This window comes from Flavobacterium frigidum, assembly GCF_048286735.1.
In the GTDB taxonomy this organism is placed as follows: Bacteria; Bacteroidota; Bacteroidia; order Flavobacteriales; family Flavobacteriaceae; genus Flavobacterium.
On the sequence record NZ_JBLVPU010000002.1, the window covers coordinates 169012 to 185947 of the forward strand.

Below are 16936 nucleotides of genomic sequence, written 5' to 3' on the forward strand. Positions count from 1 at the left end.
TTTTTTAACGAGATATAAAAGATATAGTGCACAGCTGGAAATAGCTCCAAATAAAAATAGTAATTTTACCGGTGTCATATTTCTAATTTAGGATTATAATTTTTAGACCCTAATGCCAGCGGACTGACGCATCATTTTAGATTTACAAAAAATGGAAGCACCACTTGCAGAACGCATACGACCACAAAAATTAGAAGACTACATCAGTCAATCCCATCTGGTAGGACCAAATGGCTCTTTGACACAACAAATCATTAATGGAATTATTCCTTCCATAATTTTATGGGGTCCACCCGGAACTGGCAAAACCACATTGGCACAAATTATTGCACAAGAATCGAAACGTCCCTTTTATATTTTGAGTGCAATTAATTCAGGCGTCAAAGATATTCGTGATGTGATTGAAAAAGCGAAGCAAAGTGGTGGTTTATTCACTGCAAAAAATCCTATTCTTTTTATAGATGAGATTCACCGTTTTAGTAAATCACAACAAGATTCTTTGTTAGGAGCCGTAGAAAAAGGTTGGATAACACTAATTGGCGCCACCACAGAAAACCCAAGTTTTGAAGTTATTCCTGCATTGCTTTCCCGTTGTCAGGTATATATTCTAAACGCTTTTACAAAAAAAGATTTAGAGTCTTTGCTGGAACGCGCCATGAAGACAGACCGCTATTTGTCTACAAAAAATATTGTTTTGCGCGAGACAGAAGCCCTATTGAGACTTTCTGGTGGGGACGGACGTAAGCTATTAAATATTTTTGAACTTGTTGTAAATGCATCTAATGAAGACGAGATTTTAATTACAAATGATTTGGTTTTTTCCTTAGTACAACAAAATACGGTTTTATATGATAAAACGGGTGAGCAGCATTACGACATAGTTTCGGCTTTTATAAAATCGATTCGAGGAAGTGATCCTAATGGTGCTGTATATTGGCTCGCACGAATGATTGAAGGTGGAGAAGACGTAAAATTTATTGCTCGAAGAATGCTTATTCTAAGCAGTGAAGATATAGGAAATGCAAATCCAACCGCTTTTATAATGGCCAACAATACTTTTCAAGCAGTGGCTACCATTGGTTATCCTGAAAGTAGAATACTTTTGAGTCAATGTGCGGTTTACCTCGCTACTTCTCCTAAAAGCAACGCATCGTACTTAGCCATAGGAACAGCGCAACAATTAGTGAAACAAACAGGAGATCTTCCGGTTCCCATTCATTTACGCAACGCTCCAACAAAATTAATGAAAGAATTAGGCTATGGTGAAGAATACAAATATGCTCATGATTACAACAATAATTTTGCCGATCAAGAATTTTTACCAGAAGCACTTAAAGAAACACCTATTTATATTCCTGGGAACAATTCAAGAGAAAACAGCATCAGGGAATTTTTAAAGAACAGATGGAAAGATAAATATGGTTACTAAAGCGCATAAAAAAGTCCAGATTGCTCCAGACTTTGCTACACTTTTATAAATTTTATAACCTAAAATTTAACGGCAATTTTTTCTGAAATTAATGTGTCATTTTGATAATATTCAAAAAACCATTGATTGTCTTTTAAAATCAGAGAGCCTTGCACTGAATCTTTTATCGCAATAAAAGAGTTGGCTTGTGATGTTTTTAATAATTTCATTACAACTTTTGGCGTGCTGTCTATTAACTGATAACCCGTAGATGTAGCTTGAGCATAAAGTAAATTGACATCCTTTGTATCAAGGAAAACAGTAGCCTCAGCAGAAACGGATTTTTCAACGACTGTAGTAGTCACAGGGTTTTGTACAATAGAGGTTCGAACTGCAACTTTGTTACCGTTATATTTATATTTCAATGCGTAAACTGATGCAAAAGCTTCGGTAAGCGCTTCAGTATAGGCTAACTTATACTCTTTTTCTTTGCTTTTCCCAATAGGGGATTTATAAATAACCTTACTATTACAATCCTTTAATGTAATGTACAATTTAGTCACCAAAAAACCGCTTTCGTTGCTAACATCAGCATATAAAATACTGCACCGGTCATTGTATTCCGCAGGAATGGAATCATTAGTATAAAAAGCGGTAAAACCTGCCTTACCTAAATTAAATTTTGTTAGCGTATTCAATCGGTATTGATTTTCTGCTTTCAAAAAATTAAATTTTAATGGAACGATTACGGCTTTATAGTCATTAACCGACTGCGCATACGAATAACCCACCATTAAGATTAGTAGTACTAGGAATGTCTTTTTCATTTTATAAATATTTTTTTAGTTCTAACAAATGATTTACTTGCTTGATGTGATTTGCTACTTGTAAGTTACTTTCATTAAAAAAAATAGCATCCAATCCGGCATTTAAAGCTCCTTGAACATCAGCATCTAAGCTGTCACCAATCATGATACTATTCTCTTTTTTTGCTTTGGCCAAATCTAAAGCATAATCAAAAATAATAGGGTTTGGTTTTTTGACTCCTGCCATTTCAGAATTAGTAACCGTTTGAAAATAACTACCGAGGTTAGAATTATTTATTTTTTTATATTGAACAGCGGCAAATCCGTTGGTAATGATATGCAGCTTGTATTTTTGATTTAAATAGTCCAAAACCTCAAAAGTACCATCAAAAAGATGATTGTTTTCTGGTAAAAATCGAATGTAATCCTCCGCAATAACATCAATTTCCGAATCAGAAATAGAATAATTAATGGCGTCAAAAGAATGTTTTAATCGATTGTAACGCAATTCTTCGTGCGTAATCTTATCGTACTGATAGAGTTTCCAGCACTCTTGGTTGATGGGCACGTATTTTTCTATAAACAATTTTGTTTCTACTGATGGGTGATTATTTTTGAAAATAGTATCAAAAGTAATTTCAGAATTTTTATCAAAATCCCAAAGTGTATGATCTAAATCGAAAAATACATCTGTTATATGTGTTTGTTTCATTTTTTAATTTAAAATATTCCTTCGTCTACAAAGCTAAAATAACTGGTTTCAGTCACAATTAAATGATCTAACACTTTAATTTCTAAACTGTCGCCTGCCAATTTTAGTTTTTTTGTTATTTGCTTATCAGCATCACTTGGTATTAAAGTCCCCGATGGATGATTGTGACATAAAATTAATCCCGTTGCTCCCATTTCGAGCGCAGTTTTAAAAACAATACGCACATCTACAAGAGTCCCTGTAATGCCACCTTTGCTCAATTGTGCTTTTGAAATTACTTTGTTGGAATTATTTAAATAAATAATCCAGAATTCTTCATGTGGTAATTCGCCAATAATTGGCTGCATGATTTCAAAAATTATTTTGCTAGAGGTGACTTTTTTTAATTCGACAACCTCCTCCGCTCTCCTCCGCCTGCCTAATTCTAATGCTGCGATTATTGAAATCGCCTTTGCCTCGCCTATTCCTTTAAATTGAATGAGTTGTGACAATGATACTTTTCCTAACGCATTCAAATTATTATCTACACTTGCTAAAATTCGTTTGCTCAAATCCACCGCCGATTCGTTTCTGCTTCCTGAACCAATCAAAATAGCTATTAATTCCGCATCACTCAAAACACTTTTGCCCTTGAGCATCAGTTTTTCACGTGGCTTATCATCTTCGGACCAATTGGTAATAGGGAAAAAGGAATTTTCAGCCATTCATTTTAATGTTTAAATTGGTTTCCGCATGCAAATACTATTTTCTAAACCTACATAAGGCTCGTAATTCTCAACTATAGCATATCCTGTTTTTTGATATAAAGCAATGGCTTCCTTTTGTTTGTATAAAGTTTCCAAAACAGAAAAAGAATATCCCAAATTACTTGCCCAAGCTTCTAATTCAAGTAATATTGTTTGTGCCAAACCCATTCCTCGAACATCAGGTGAAACAAACATACGCTTTATTTCTATTGTATTTTTATCGTATTTTTTGAAACAACCACAACCAACGGCTTTTTTTTCTAAATAAAGAATAACAACATGTGGATTTATTTCCAAAATATTATTTCCCCAATAATCAGATTTCAATTCTGGATAACGTTCCCATAAACTTTTATCCAAAGCGGAAATCAAATTGACAAAATCTGGATTTTCGCTAGTAGTTTTAACAATTCTAACTTTGCCTTTCATACCATTTTTACTTTACCAATTCCTTTACGTCATCAAAGTTTAATCCGCCATAATTTCCCGAACTCATCAATAATAAAGCAGAATTATCAAGATTCAAGTTGAACAAATAATCCTTGAAATCATTTGGATTCGTATAAATAATCAAATCTTTTCTATTAAAAGCATTTGCTATTTGTTCGTAAGTAACTTCTTCCAGCTGTTTGATTTTTACTGCATCTGGCGAATAAAAAACAACTGCTTTATCAGCATATTCCAGTGCGCCTTCATATTCTTTAAGGAATTCAGCATTCAAACTGCTGTACGTATGCAATTCTAAACACGCCACCAAAGTTCGATTAGGGTACTGCTCTTTCACCGCTTTTGTAGTTGCCGCCACTTTGCTTGGTGAATGGGCAAAATCTTTATACGCCACTTTTGTTTTACTCTCAGCAATTTTTTCCAATCGTTTTGATGCACCTTTAAAACTGGCAATAGCTTCATAAAAATCGGCCTCATCAACGCCCATATTTTGACAAATCCATTTGGCTCCAGCTAAGTTATTCAAGTTATGTGCCCCAAAAACTTCAATTGGCATGTCGCCTTCGGGAGTTTCCAGAAGTGTCACACCGTCACTTACAGTATATTTTGGAGTATGATACGCTAATTTTCGAATTGGGTTTGTTGCAGCTTCGGAAACTCGTTTTACTTCAGCATCATCTTCATTGTAAACGAGAATTCCACCATTTGTAATTTTGCCAATAAAAATTTTAAACTGTTCTACGTAATTTTCATACGTTGGAAAAACATTAATGTGATCCCAAGCAATTCCTGAAATAAGAGCAATATTGGGTTGGTACAAATGAAATTTTGGTCTGCGGTCAATTGGCGAAGACAAATATTCATCTCCTTCCAAAACAATAAAATCGTTCTCTTCTGTGAGATGCACCATCGTATCAAAACCTTCCAGTTGTGCACCAACCATATAATCTATAGCAATGTCATGGTAGTGCATTACATGCAAAATCATTGAAGTAATCGTTGTTTTTCCATGAGAACCACCAATAACAACACGCGTTTTATTTTTGGATTGTTCGAATAAAAATTCTGGATAAGAATATATTTTCAGTCCTAATTCTTGTGCTTTTACTAATTCAGGATTATCGGCTTTGGCGTGCATACCAACTATAACTGCTTCAATGTCTGCCGTTATTTTCTCGGGAAACCAGCCTAATTCTGGAGGCAAAATTCCCTTTTTATCTAATCTTGATTTTGAAGGTTCAAAAATCGCATCATCACTTCCCGTAACTTGATATCCTTTGTTGTGTAGTGCTAAAGCCAGATTGTGCATAGCGCTTCCGCCAATAGCTATAAAATGTGTACGCATTCTAATTTATGATTTATGTTAAAAGACTAGAAAAACTAAAAAAATTAGTCTTGCCCTTTGTTACTGTAGGTTTCTAATATTGTTTTTGCCTTTTCAGGATCCCGCATTTTATTTTTGTATAAACTAGCTAATTTTTGATAACTCTTTTTAGATCCACCAATCTGTATTGCTTTTTTATACTGTAATTCAGCAGCTTTATATCGTTTAAAATATTCATCGATATGTCCTCTCGACAAATACCCATCTACCGGGGATAATCGTAGTAATTCATTGGAGTATTTTATAGCTTTAGATTCGCTTCCACCTACAATTCCAGGCAACTGAATATACAGTTCAATTAATGCCCAACGGGATTCAATGTGTTTTGGATTCAGACTGATGGCTTTTTCAAATGAAGATTTCACTTCATCAATCATTCCAAGTGCTTTAAATTTGTTTGAATCTTTGGCTTTCATGCCTAAAACTCCTCCATATTTAAAATGATAATCGGCCTCAGAAGGTTTCAGCTGTTTTAGTTTTTTATAATACCCAATTGCTTTATCCCAAGATTTATTATGTCCGGCAATATCTCCTAAATATTCAATTGTTTTTAAATTCGATGGACTGGACTTTAAAACAGATTCAAAGGCCAACTCGGCTTGATCCATTTTGTTTGCCTTATATAGTTGTTCCGCTTTATCAAAATCAGATTGACCCCACATCATAATTGGTAGAAATACAAATAAATAAATAATATGTTTCATTCTTCAAAAATAGGGAAATATGATAAATTACATTTGATTTTAAGTAAATATTAGTAATTTAGTAAGAAATATTTCTAATATTAATTTCATCTAATTCAAGAATACTTGCACCTTATTTTAAAATCAACTTATGAAAAATATTTTTTTACTATTTCTCTTGATCTCCACTTCTATTTTTGGACAAAATTATGACAAAAACTGGACTAAGGTAATTGAATTTGAAAACGAAGGGAAAATAAAATCAGCCAATAAAATAGTTTCTAAAATACATGAAAAAGCTATTCAAAATAAAGATGAAATTCAAATTATCAAATGCTTTTTCTATGAGTCTAAATATTTGCAAGTGTTGGATGAAGATGCACAAACCAAAATCATTAACAATTTAAAAACTGAAATCAATAACGCTTCAGTTCCATCAAAAGCAATTTTGAATTTAGTTTATGCAAAATGTTTGGTTGATTTTCAAAATACAAACTCATATTTACTGTATAACAGAACGAATACTGTTAGTTTTGATGATCAATTTTTAACATGGACATCGAAAGACTTTTCGGAACAAATCGACCGTGCTTTAGAAAAAACACTACTGAACGAAGCCATATTAAAACAAACTTACTTAAGCAATTACCTTTTTATTTTTGATTATAGTGATGAAGAAAAAACAAAAAAAGACAATCTGTTTAACTATTTAGTAAAAGAAAACATTGCGTTGTATACGCCACAGATTCGGAAATGGGAAATTCAAAAAAAGGATTTCAAAGCCTATGAAAAAGAACTTTTAGGAAATTCAGCATCCTTTTTACAACTAAATTTTGATTTTGTAAAAAATGAAAAACTAAAAAAAGTGCTTGAATTGTATCAAAAAAAGGAGAAAAATTCGCCTTATTTAGAAAACCAATTCGAAAGAATTCAATTCTGCAACAGCTATTTATTAGACTCTAATTATAGTTTTATGAAGTCATTAAATCTTCTCCAAAAAGAATCTAGAGACCAAATTTTAACGCAAAAAATACAATTCGAAAAAGCTCTAATACTTAACAATCTCGCTTCTAAAGAAACCTACCCAGATTACAATATCAAAGCCGTTGCAACTCTCGACAGCATTATCGACATTAATAATCGTTCTAATGCGCACAAACTGGCGCTACAAAAGAAACAAAATATTAGTTCTAAATCATTGAATATTCAACTTCAAAAATTCAGTTACACTGATGAAAACACCAGAGCTTTTGTTCAGTATAAAAACCTAAACCGCCTTTCGATTTCTTTCTTTAAAATCGATCAAAACACTACTAAAGACTTCCGAAACTCCCCTTATAACAAAGACAGTTTAGCATTTGCAATAATTAAATACAAAAAACCAATTGCATCTAAAAACTATGATCTTGAAAAAAAGAATAATTATTTCGAATACAGCACTGAAGTACTTTTACCGTCCTTAAAAACAGGAAGTTATTTGGTATATTTTGAAAGTGATTCAGACGTCAAGAATACAAAAGCATTTGCTTACGAAACTATTACAGTTTCAAATATTGCAGTTCTAACTTCGGAAAACGATAAGAAAGAAAATTATCAGGTGCTGGACAGAAAAACTGGAAAACCTTTAGAAAATGTCTCTATAAAACTATTAAATCAAACAATTATTACCGACAAAAATGGTGCAGCAACGTATCTCAAAGAAAATAATAACCGTAATTATCTTCCTATTGAATTTACAACTGAAAACGATTCTCTGTTACTGAACAATCATTACTCGAATTACTATAATGACTATGCAACTCAAGAATACCAGAAAGCAAAAGGCAAAGTCGAATTTTATTTGGATCGGGCCATTTATCGTCCCGGACAAACAGTTTACTATAAGGGAATTGCTTTCTTGAAAGAACAAGACAAAACGAGTATTGTTGCAAAAACTACTTTCAAAATTACAATTAAAGATACAAACGGTTCTGTTTTCAAAGAATTTGATGTTCTTACAAATGAATACGGATCTTTCTCCGGAGAATTTTTATTGCCTAAAAATGGACTGACAGGAAGTTTCAGAATGACAGCCGACGAACCCGTTGATTATGAAACAGATTCTATTTACGATAAAATAAAAGACGAACACCCTTTTTGGGATAATGTAAATTATGACAATTCTGAAATATATTTCCAAGTTGAAGAATACAAACGACCTAAATTTGAAGTTACTTTCGATCCTTTTAAAAATGCCTATCAAGTCAATCAAAACGTAAGCGTAAATGGACTTGCCAGAGCTTTTGCAGGAAGCAACATTTCCGATGCAAAAGTAAACTACAAGGTCACACTTATTCCGTATACCTTAAGCAACGGCTACTATCACAACCAAAACGGCAAATCAGAAAATATTTTAGTTGGCGAAACGAAGACAGATGCTTCAGGAAAATTTGAAATAAATTTCGTTGCCAAACCATTTGAAAATACCTCCAAAGAACAGTTACCCATTTTTGAATACATTATCTCTGCATCCGTTACGGATAGTAATGGAGAAACCCACCAAACCCAAACAAATGTTAGGATTGGCTACCATTCTTTACAGCTTACTGCAACTATCCCATCCCGAATTGAAACCCAAAATAAAAACGAAATACAATTAAGTAGCACCAATCTTAATGGAGAATTTTTAGCTACAAAAGGCGAAATCAAACTTTATTACGTGAGTCCTTTTTCGACTAAATTTAAATCCAGAGTTTTTCCGCAACCAGAAATTGAAACCATCTCAAAAAAAGATTTTGATCGCTACTTTCCATTTGAAGAAAATGAAAACTTAAATAACTTAAAAACCACTGAAATTCTAGTCTTTTCTAAAAAAATTGATACTGAAAAAGACAAAAAATTAGCATTACATTTTATTTCCAATTACAAATCCGGGAATTACAAATTAGTTTTTTCTGCTAAAGATGCTTTTGAGAATCCAATAGAAACCATTTCTAATTTTAAATTGATACAAAGCAAAGACAAAATCGATTCAAGTAAATTATTTGTCGCTGAACAAATTAATACTGATGCTAAAAAAGATGGATTTGTTGTAGTAAAACTAACCTCGGTTATTCCAGAACTGTATATCAACACCACCGGAAATTACCAAAGTTCACTTTATTTTGAAAATACTTTCCACTTACAAAAAAATGAAACTATAATCAAAATCCCACTAAAAAGAGAATTTGAAAAAAGCATAAAGATCGGTTTTGAAAGTATATTTGAAAATCAAACTTTCCAAGACCAAATAGAAGTAATCCTTAAAGAAGAAGAATCCAAATTAGAATTCACGGTTGAAAGTTTCAGAGACAAAATACAACCTGGAAGCACTGAAAATTGGTCGTTTCAACTAAAAACATCTAATTCTTTAAAAGAAGCTGAAGTTTTGGCCTCTATGTATGACAGTTCTTTAGATCAGTTTGCCAAAAAAGATTGGAATAGTTTGAAATTTGATGACTATAACTACAACTCCGCTAACTTCAAAACGAGTTTGGGATTCGATAAAACATCAAGTTACATTCGGAATCTGAATCCTATTTTAAATCGAATAGAACTTATTGATGAAACTACGAAACTAATGTGGTTTGGATTCAACTTCAATGATTCTTTCACTGCAAAACAACTAAAAGAATATCAAAAACAGCTCAACAATAAAAGCAGAAAACCGCTAAATGCAAAAATGATTTCAGGAATTGTCTCTGATGGTATAAATCCCTTGCCCGGTGCGCAAATAATTGTAAAAGGAATTGAACGAGGTACTCAAACTGATTTTGATGGATTTTACCAAATAGAAGCCGCTACTGGCGAAGAACTGACGTTCTCCTACATTGGATTCGAAACTCAAAAAATCACAATTGACTCAAACATAATTGATGTTCAGTTAGAGGAATCCAGTACTAGTTTAGAAGAAGTAGTTGTTGCTGCCTATCGAAGTGTAAAAAAGAAATCTTTAACTACGGCTGCAGCGACAGTTCTAGCAGAAGCAGACAATCAAATTTACAACACTGCAGGAATAGAAATGAAATTAGAGGGAAAAGCTAGCGGGATAACAATTAGAGGAAACTCAAGTATTTCAGGCAACTACAAAAATGCTTTGTATATCGTTGATGGAGAACAAATAACTGAAGAACAATTCAGATTAATTTCTCCAAGCGATGTTATTGCTGTTGATGTTCTAAAAGGTGATAAAGCCACTTCATTATACGGAAATAAAGGAGCTAACGGAGCCATTATCATCACAACCAAAAAAGCATTAGAAGCTTTGACACAAGTGAAAGCCAGAAAAAACCTCTCTGAAACTGCTTTCTTTTATCCGAATCTAAAAACAGATGCAAAAGGAAAAGTAAGTTTCAATTTTACTTCGCCTGAAGCTTTGACCGCTTGGAAACTAAGATTGTTGGCACACAACAAAGAGGCTGTTTCTGGTTATTTAGAAAAAAGTGTTATTACTCAAAAAGAGCTAATGATTACACCAAATTTTCCTCGTTTCTTCCGAGAGAAAGATTCGATAGTCATCACTGCAAAGGTGGCTAACATTACTAATGAAGACAAAACTGGTATTGCTGTTTTGCAACTTTTTGATGCAACCACAATGCAACCAATCGATGCCAAAATGGAAAATGCGAGTTCAGTAAAAAATTTCAAAATTGCTCCTTTTGGAAATACAACAGTGAGTTGGAAAATCTATATTCCAGTAGGTCTGCAAGGGGTTCAGTATAAAGTTTTGGCTAAAGCAGGGAACTATTCGGATGGCGAAGAAAATATACTCCCTGTTTTAACTAATTCGATGTTGGTTACAGAAAGTATTCCGATTTGGGTACGAGAGCATTCCAAGAAAGAATACATCTTCGAAAACCTAAAAAACAACAGCTCGACAACTTTACGAAACCATCAATTTACGCTAGAATACACATCAAATCCATCTTGGACTGCCATTCAGTCGTTACCCTATTTGATGGAATACGAACATGAAAGCGCGGAACAAACCTTTGCTAGATTTTATGCGAATGCTTTAGCATCTGAAATCATTTCCAGCAATCCAAAAATCGCTAGTCTATTCGAAACTTGGAGAAAGAACGGAAAACTGAATTCGAAACTGGAAGAAAACGAAGAATTAAAAGCAAATATTCTTGCTGAAACGCCATGGTTGAATGATTCCCAAAACGAAGAAGAGAAAAAGAAAAATCTTGCTTTACTTTTCGATTTAGAAAAAATGAAAACCGCACAAGATGTAACTTTTGATAAGCTAAAACAAAAACAAAATTTGTCTGGAGGTTTCGCTTGGTTTGAAGGAAGTACCGAAAACGAATACATAACCAGACATATTTTGGCAGGTTTAGCACACCTTTCGAAACTAAGTAACAACGAAAATACCACTTCAAAAATCAAACAAATTGCTACAACTGGAATTCCGTTTTTAGACCAAAAGTTTTTACAACACCATAAAACCAGAATAGAAAAATTAAAAACAAATGAAAAATTGATTTGGTTCAATCCGCATTCCGATTTACATTATTTATACACCCGAAGTTTCTACCTTGAAACTTATCCGCTTTCGGACACATTAAAAAAGGCTACTAAATTGTATCTAGAAACTGCCAAAAAAGATTGGTTAACCTATTCCTTATACGAGAAAGGAATGGCTGCCTTAACATTAAGTCGCTTTGGCGAAAAAGAAACTGCCAAAAAAATTCTAGAAAGTTTAAAAGAAACGGCTTCTACCAACGAAGATTGGGGAATGTATTGGATTGCTAACAAATCAGGCTGGTATTGGTATCAGGCACCTATCGAGACTCAGGCATTGCTGATTGAGGCTTTCTCTGAAATCGATTCTGATACTAGATCAGTAAACGCCATGAAAGTTTGGTTATTAAAAAACAAGCAAAGCAAAAACTGGCCCACCACAAAATCCACCACCGAAGCAACTTATGCTTTATTAATGCAAGGAACCGATTGGTTGAGCGTCAAAGACAACACAATTTTTAAAATTGGAACTGAGAAAATATTGACTAAAAAATTAGCTGAAAACGAAAAAGAAGCAGAAACAGGTTACGTAAAACTAAATTGGAATGCGGAAGAAATCAAAAAAGAGATGGCAACTATTTCCATCGAAAACAAATCGAAAGTTCCAGGTTTTGGAGGTTTGTATTGGCAATATTTTGAAGAATTAGATAAAATTAAAACCAATTCTGGAACTGCGTTATCAGTTTATAAAGAATTGTTTGCAAAGAAAAATACCGAAAAAGGCGAAATATTGGAACGAATCAATTCAAAGAACCCAATGAAAATCGGTGATTTAGTTACCGTTAGATTAGTAATTTCTGCCAAAGAAGACATGGAGTTTGTGCATTTAAAAGACATGCGTGCTTCTTGTTTTGAACCAGTAGATGTACTTTCTGCATACCAATACAAAGGTGGATTGGGTTTTTATAAAAGTACCAAAGATGCGGCGACACATTTCTTTTTTGACCAAATAAACAAAGGAACTTATATTCTGGAATATGATGCTCGGGTAAATAACAGTGGTGATTTCTCTAATGGAATTACAACAATTCAAAGTATGTATGCGCCTGAATTTAGCAGTCACACTAAAGGAATCAGGATAAAGGCTAATGAGAAATAACAATAAAAAAACCGTCTCACATTATCTATGAAACGGTTTTGATTATGTCTTAAAATCAAGAATTAGTCATTCAACATTTTCCATAATTTATCTTTCAACTCTGTCAAACCTTGTTGCGCTACAGAAGAAATAAACATATAAGGAATATCCTTGAAAGCAACATCTAGTTCGGTTTTCAATTCTGCTTTTAACTCATCGTCAAGCATATCGCATTTAGATATTACCAACAAACGCTCTTTGTCAAGCATTTCAGGATTGTATTTTGTCAATTCGTTTACCAAAATATCGTATTCTGCTTTAATATCTGGAGTATCCACGGGAACTAAGAATAACAAAGTCGAATTACGCTCAATGTGACGCAAGAAATAGTGTCCAAGACCTTTTCCTTCGGCAGCACCTTCAATAATTCCCGGGATATCAGCAATTACAAAAGATTGAAAATCTCTGTAGGCTACAATTCCAAGATTTGGTTTTAAGGTTGTAAACGGATAATCTGCAATTTTTGGTTTAGCAGAAGTTAAAACAGAGAGCAAAGTTGATTTTCCTGCATTAGGGAAACCTACCAAACCTACATCGGCCAAAACTTTTAGCTCAAGAATTACATCCATTTCTACACCAGGTAAACCCGGTTGAGAGTATCTAGGGGTTTGATTGGTCGAACTTCTAAAATGCCAGTTACCTAAACCACCTTTTCCACCGCGAGATAGAATTTGTTTTTCACCATCTTCGGTAATTTCAAATAATATTTCTCCAGTTTCTTTGTCTTTTACTACCGTTCCTAAAGGCACTTCTATAAATTTATCATCTCCATCAGCACCAGTACTTCTGTCTCCACTACCATCTCCACCATTACCAGCTTTGATGTGACGCGCAAATTTAAGGTGAAATAATGTCCAAAGACCTTTGTTTCCTACAAGATATACATGTCCTCCACGACCACCATCTCCTCCATCTGGCCCACCTTTTTCAATAAATTTTTCTCTATGCAAATGCGTAGATCCTTTTCCTCCCTTTCCGGAAGAAACATATATTTTAACGTAATCTACAAAATTCCCTTCTGTCATTATAATTTTAGATTTAAGCATTCAGAGTTTAGATTTCAGTACTATTTTAATACTGAAAATTGCAACTGAAAACTATTTTTACACTTTTAAGGCTTTCACCATCACTTTATCAATCTTCACGCCATCCATATCGATGACCTCTAATTCAAATTTTTGCCAAATCAATTTTTCTCCCTGTTTTGGTATATGAGAGAGCTCTGTCATTATTAATCCGCTTACCGTAGTGACTTCATAATCATTGATTAATTCATCTAATTCAAAGTAAGTCAAAAAATCATGCAACGAATAATGCCCGTCAACCAACCAACTGCCATCTTCTCTTTCTATCAATTGAAAATCATCTTTGTAAAAATCAGAAGCATCACCAACTAAGGCTTCCAGAATATCATTTAGCGTAATTACCCCTTGAAAAACGCCATATTCATCTGAGACAAAAGCATAATGTATTCCAGTTTTTTTAAAGTTTTCCAAAGCAATATAAGCTGTAGTTTGCTCCATCATAAAAGGAGCTTCGGTCATTATAGCCGCCAAATTGAAATTGTCATTTTCAAAATGAGCAAATATATTTTTAAGGTTTACAACCCCAACAATATCATCATAATTTTCGCCATAAACAGGATAAATTGAGTGTAGTTCTTTGAGCATAAATTCCTTTACCTGTTCTCGACCTGAATGAAATGGTAAAAAAACAACCGACTTACGATGGGTCATCAAAGAATTTATTTTACGGTCCCCAATATGAAAAACACGCTCCACAATATCTTGCTCTATTTCCTGTACTTCGCCACCTTCGGTTCCTTCTTTGATTATTGCTTTTATTTCTTCCTCCGTTACTTTTCCGTCAGCTGTGGGTTTTATTTGTAAAATATTCAACAAGAAATCTGTAGAATGTGTTAGCAGCCAAATAAATGGTGCGGTTACAATCGAAACAATTTTCATTGGTAATGCAACCGCTTTAGCAATGGCTTCTGGATGATTTAAACCGATTCTTTTAGGCAATAATTCTCCTAAAACTAAAGAGAAAAAAGTCAAGACAACCACTACTAAACCAACAGCTACAGGATGTGCATACGGTTTAAGAAATTCAAATCCATTTACGAAAGATTCAACGTCAACAGTAATTTTATCACCACTATAAATACCCGTCAGGATTCCAATTAAAGTAATACCTATTTGTACGGTAGACAAAAATTTATTTGGAGAGTTGGCTAAATCCAATGCGATTTTTGCACTCTTATTTCCTTTTTTTGCTGCAGTCTCTAACCTGTTTTTTCGTGCTGAAATCAATGCGATTTCTGACATTGAGAAAACTCCATTGAGTAGTATTAGAAAAAATATTATTAGTATTTCCAATGTGTTAATTAATTCGTTTATAAGTTTTGTTGTGCGTAGTAGTGATTATCATAATTACAATTGATCAATTACTGAACTTACGCGTTCTGTAATTTCGGCAATAGAACCTATTCCGTTTACAGCAAAAAACTTATTCTGGTTTTTGTAATAATCCATTAAAGGTGCCGTTTTTTCGTTGTATTCTTGGTAGCGATTTCTTATTTTTTCTTCGTCTTGATCGTCTATCCTACCGCTTGTTTTTCCTCTTTCTAATAAGCGTTGGACCAAAATTTCGTCATCTGCTTCAAGTGCGATTGTGGCTGCAACTGAAGATTTTATTGATATTAGAAAAGCGTCTAAAGCCTCTGCTTGTGCAATTGTTCGTGGATATCCGTCAAATAAAACTCCATTAGTGTCTGGATGTTTATTTACCTCATCAATAAGCATTTTTGTAGTCAATTCATCCGGGACTAAGTCCCCAGCATCCATGTATACTCGGGCTTGCTTGCCTAGTTCAGTATCATTTTTTAAATTAAAACGAAATACATCGCCCGTGGATATATGAGTTAATTTGTATTTTTGTTTCAAGAACTCAGCTTGAGTCCCTTTGCCAGCTCCTGGTTTTCCAAATAAAACAATGTTAGTCATGTAGTTGTGTCGTTATTCTTTTAATTTATATACTTCCGGTAAATTCCTTCCTAATCCATCATAGTCTAAACCATAACCAACAATAAATTTATTTGGAATTCGGATTCCAATATAATCTATTTTGATGTCTTTGGTATAAGCTTCGGGTTTGAAAAAAAGTGTTGCTATTTTAAAATGTTTTACATTTTGTTTTTTGAATAATTCTTTTAATTCCACCAATGTATTTCCAGTATCTACAATATCTTCAATGATGACCACACTGCGTCCTGTAAGATCCTGATTGATACCTATTAATTGTTTCACATCGTTCGTAGATGAAGTCCCTTCGTAGGAAGACATTTTGATAAAAGACACTTCACATGGTTTTTTGTACTGCTTCATAAAATCAGCCACTACCATAAATGCACCATTCAATACCCCAACAAATACGGGTGTTTCATCAGCAAAATCAGCTTCGACTTGCGAAACCATTTTAGCTATGGCAAAATCAATTTCTTGGGCAGAAATAAACGGAACAAATTGTTTATCGTGCAGTTGTATCATTATTTTCGTGTTTAAAATAATTGGCAAAGATACAGAATTCGGATTTGCGAATTGATAATTGGGCATTAATTTGTACTTATATATCGCTTTAATCATCAAAAGAACCTGAGGACTTGTTTTAAATAGATAACTGGACTAGTAGCAAATCAATCACATCGACAGTTTAGGCTCGTAAAATTTAATCAACGAATAGTATTTTTATAAACAAAAAAGAGGCTACCTGCAAATTAGGTAGCCTCAAATAATTAGAATATCATAATGAATTAAAGAAAATAAATTGAGGTCAAACAAAATAGCGCCTCTGTTTTCCAACTAGTTTAAAGCAGGCAAAAAACTGCTACTACTATTCATTGTAACAATCATATTTAATTAAAAAAAAATGCCAATTGAGGGTATAAAACAAATAATTTTTGCCTTTTACTTTCTTATTGAACAAAAAAACGACAGAATAACAAATGGTATTAAAATATACGTCAGTTGTTTAATTCAACAAATAAAAAGACAAATTATCAAAATTCAT

General features: G+C 33.4%; 12 protein-coding genes. 2 read left to right on the forward strand and 10 right to left on the reverse strand.

Features of this window, described 5'->3' with window-relative positions:
- Nucleotides 1–151: 151 nt before the first annotated feature.
- Complete coding sequence (locus ACNQGO_RS02295; protein ID WP_417969090.1) at nt 152–1429, forward strand: replication-associated recombination protein A; 1278 nt, start codon at nt 152–154, stop codon at nt 1427–1429.
- 59 nt (nt 1430–1488) lie between these two features.
- Here ACNQGO_RS02295 and ACNQGO_RS02300 read toward each other — a convergent pair whose 3' ends face one another.
- From ACNQGO_RS02300 to ACNQGO_RS02325, 6 genes are read right to left on the reverse strand one after another with little or no spacing between them, the layout of a single operon-like run.
- The gene (locus ACNQGO_RS02300) at nt 1489–2235 is read right to left on the reverse strand and encodes a hypothetical protein (protein WP_417984028.1); all 747 of its coding nucleotides are present in this window, start codon (nt 2233–2235) and stop codon (nt 1489–1491) included.
- A 1-nt stretch (nt 2236) separates the two neighbouring features.
- Nucleotides 2237–2926, reverse strand: coding sequence for a YjjG family noncanonical pyrimidine nucleotidase (locus tag ACNQGO_RS02305; protein WP_417969088.1), 690 nt, complete (start codon nt 2924–2926; stop codon nt 2237–2239).
- A gap of 8 nt (nt 2927–2934) precedes the next feature.
- Nucleotides 2935–3630: a RadC family protein gene (radC, locus tag ACNQGO_RS02310; RefSeq protein WP_417943989.1), complete on the reverse strand. Its 696-nt coding sequence runs from the start codon at nt 3628–3630 to the stop codon at nt 2935–2937.
- 12 nt (nt 3631–3642) lie between these two features.
- Complete coding sequence (locus ACNQGO_RS02315) at nt 3643–4101, reverse strand: GNAT family N-acetyltransferase (RefSeq protein ID WP_417948196.1); 459 nt, start codon at nt 4099–4101, stop codon at nt 3643–3645.
- A gap of 7 nt (nt 4102–4108) precedes the next feature.
- Nucleotides 4109–5464, reverse strand: a complete 1356-nt coding sequence (locus ACNQGO_RS02320) for a UDP-N-acetylmuramate--L-alanine ligase (protein WP_417984029.1) — start codon at nt 5462–5464, stop codon at nt 4109–4111.
- 44 nt (nt 5465–5508) lie between these two features.
- Entirely contained in the window at nt 5509–6207 is a 699-nt protein-coding gene (locus ACNQGO_RS02325) for a tetratricopeptide repeat protein (protein ID WP_309756118.1), read from the reverse strand.
- 130 nt (nt 6208–6337) lie between these two features.
- On the opposite strand from ACNQGO_RS02325, the gene ACNQGO_RS02330 reads away from it, so the two are divergent.
- Nucleotides 6338–12829, forward strand: coding sequence for an alpha-2-macroglobulin family protein (locus ACNQGO_RS02330; protein ID WP_417984030.1), 6492 nt, complete (start codon nt 6338–6340; stop codon nt 12827–12829).
- Between the two features lie 62 nt (nt 12830–12891).
- Here the strand turns inward: ACNQGO_RS02330 and obgE are convergent, their stop codons facing one another.
- The 4 genes from obgE to hpt all read right to left on the reverse strand — a co-directional run bounded on the left by obgE (nt 12892) and on the right by hpt (nt 16416).
- Nucleotides 12892–13893, reverse strand: a complete 1002-nt coding sequence (gene obgE, locus ACNQGO_RS02335; RefSeq protein WP_309756124.1) for a GTPase ObgE — start codon at nt 13891–13893, stop codon at nt 12892–12894.
- A 78-nt stretch (nt 13894–13971) separates the two neighbouring features.
- Nucleotides 13972–15246, reverse strand: coding sequence for a hemolysin family protein (locus tag ACNQGO_RS02340; protein ID WP_417984031.1), 1275 nt, complete (start codon nt 15244–15246; stop codon nt 13972–13974).
- 54 nt (nt 15247–15300) lie between these two features.
- Nucleotides 15301–15873 (reverse strand): adenylate kinase, encoded by a 573-nt coding sequence (locus ACNQGO_RS02345; protein ID WP_417947829.1) that lies wholly within the window; start codon nt 15871–15873, stop codon nt 15301–15303.
- 12 nt (nt 15874–15885) lie between these two features.
- The gene (hpt, locus tag ACNQGO_RS02350; RefSeq protein WP_309756126.1) at nt 15886–16416 is read right to left on the reverse strand and encodes a hypoxanthine phosphoribosyltransferase; all 531 of its coding nucleotides are present in this window, start codon (nt 16414–16416) and stop codon (nt 15886–15888) included.
- Nucleotides 16417–16936 lie beyond the last annotated feature (520 nt).

Bases quoted from the DNA above. Each gene is read 5' to 3' on its own strand.
- ACNQGO_RS02315 (WP_417948196.1), bottom strand. From the start codon at position 4,101: ATGAAAGGCAAAGTTAGAATTGTTAAAACTACTAGCGAAAATCCAGAT.
- ACNQGO_RS02330 (WP_417984030.1), top strand. From the start codon at position 6,338: ATGAAAAATATTTTTTTACTATTTCTCTTGATCTCCACTTCTATTTTT.
- ACNQGO_RS02300 (WP_417984028.1), bottom strand. From the start codon at position 2,235: ATGAAAAAGACATTCCTAGTACTACTAATCTTAATGGTGGGTTATTCG.
- ACNQGO_RS02345 (WP_417947829.1), bottom strand. From the start codon at position 15,873: ATGACTAACATTGTTTTATTTGGAAAACCAGGAGCTGGCAAAGGGACT.
- ACNQGO_RS02295 (WP_417969090.1), top strand. From the start codon at position 152: ATGGAAGCACCACTTGCAGAACGCATACGACCACAAAAATTAGAAGAC.
- ACNQGO_RS02320 (WP_417984029.1), bottom strand. From the start codon at position 5,464: ATGCGTACACATTTTATAGCTATTGGCGGAAGCGCTATGCACAATCTG.
- ACNQGO_RS02325 (WP_309756118.1), bottom strand. From the start codon at position 6,207: ATGAAACATATTATTTATTTATTTGTATTTCTACCAATTATGATGTGG.
- obgE (WP_309756124.1), bottom strand. From the start codon at position 13,893: ATGACAGAAGGGAATTTTGTAGATTACGTTAAAATATATGTTTCTTCC.
- ACNQGO_RS02305 (WP_417969088.1), bottom strand. From the start codon at position 2,926: ATGAAACAAACACATATAACAGATGTATTTTTCGATTTAGATCATACA.
- hpt (WP_309756126.1), bottom strand. From the start codon at position 16,416: ATGATACAACTGCACGATAAACAATTTGTTCCGTTTATTTCTGCCCAA.
- radC (WP_417943989.1), bottom strand. From the start codon at position 3,630: ATGGCTGAAAATTCCTTTTTCCCTATTACCAATTGGTCCGAAGATGAT.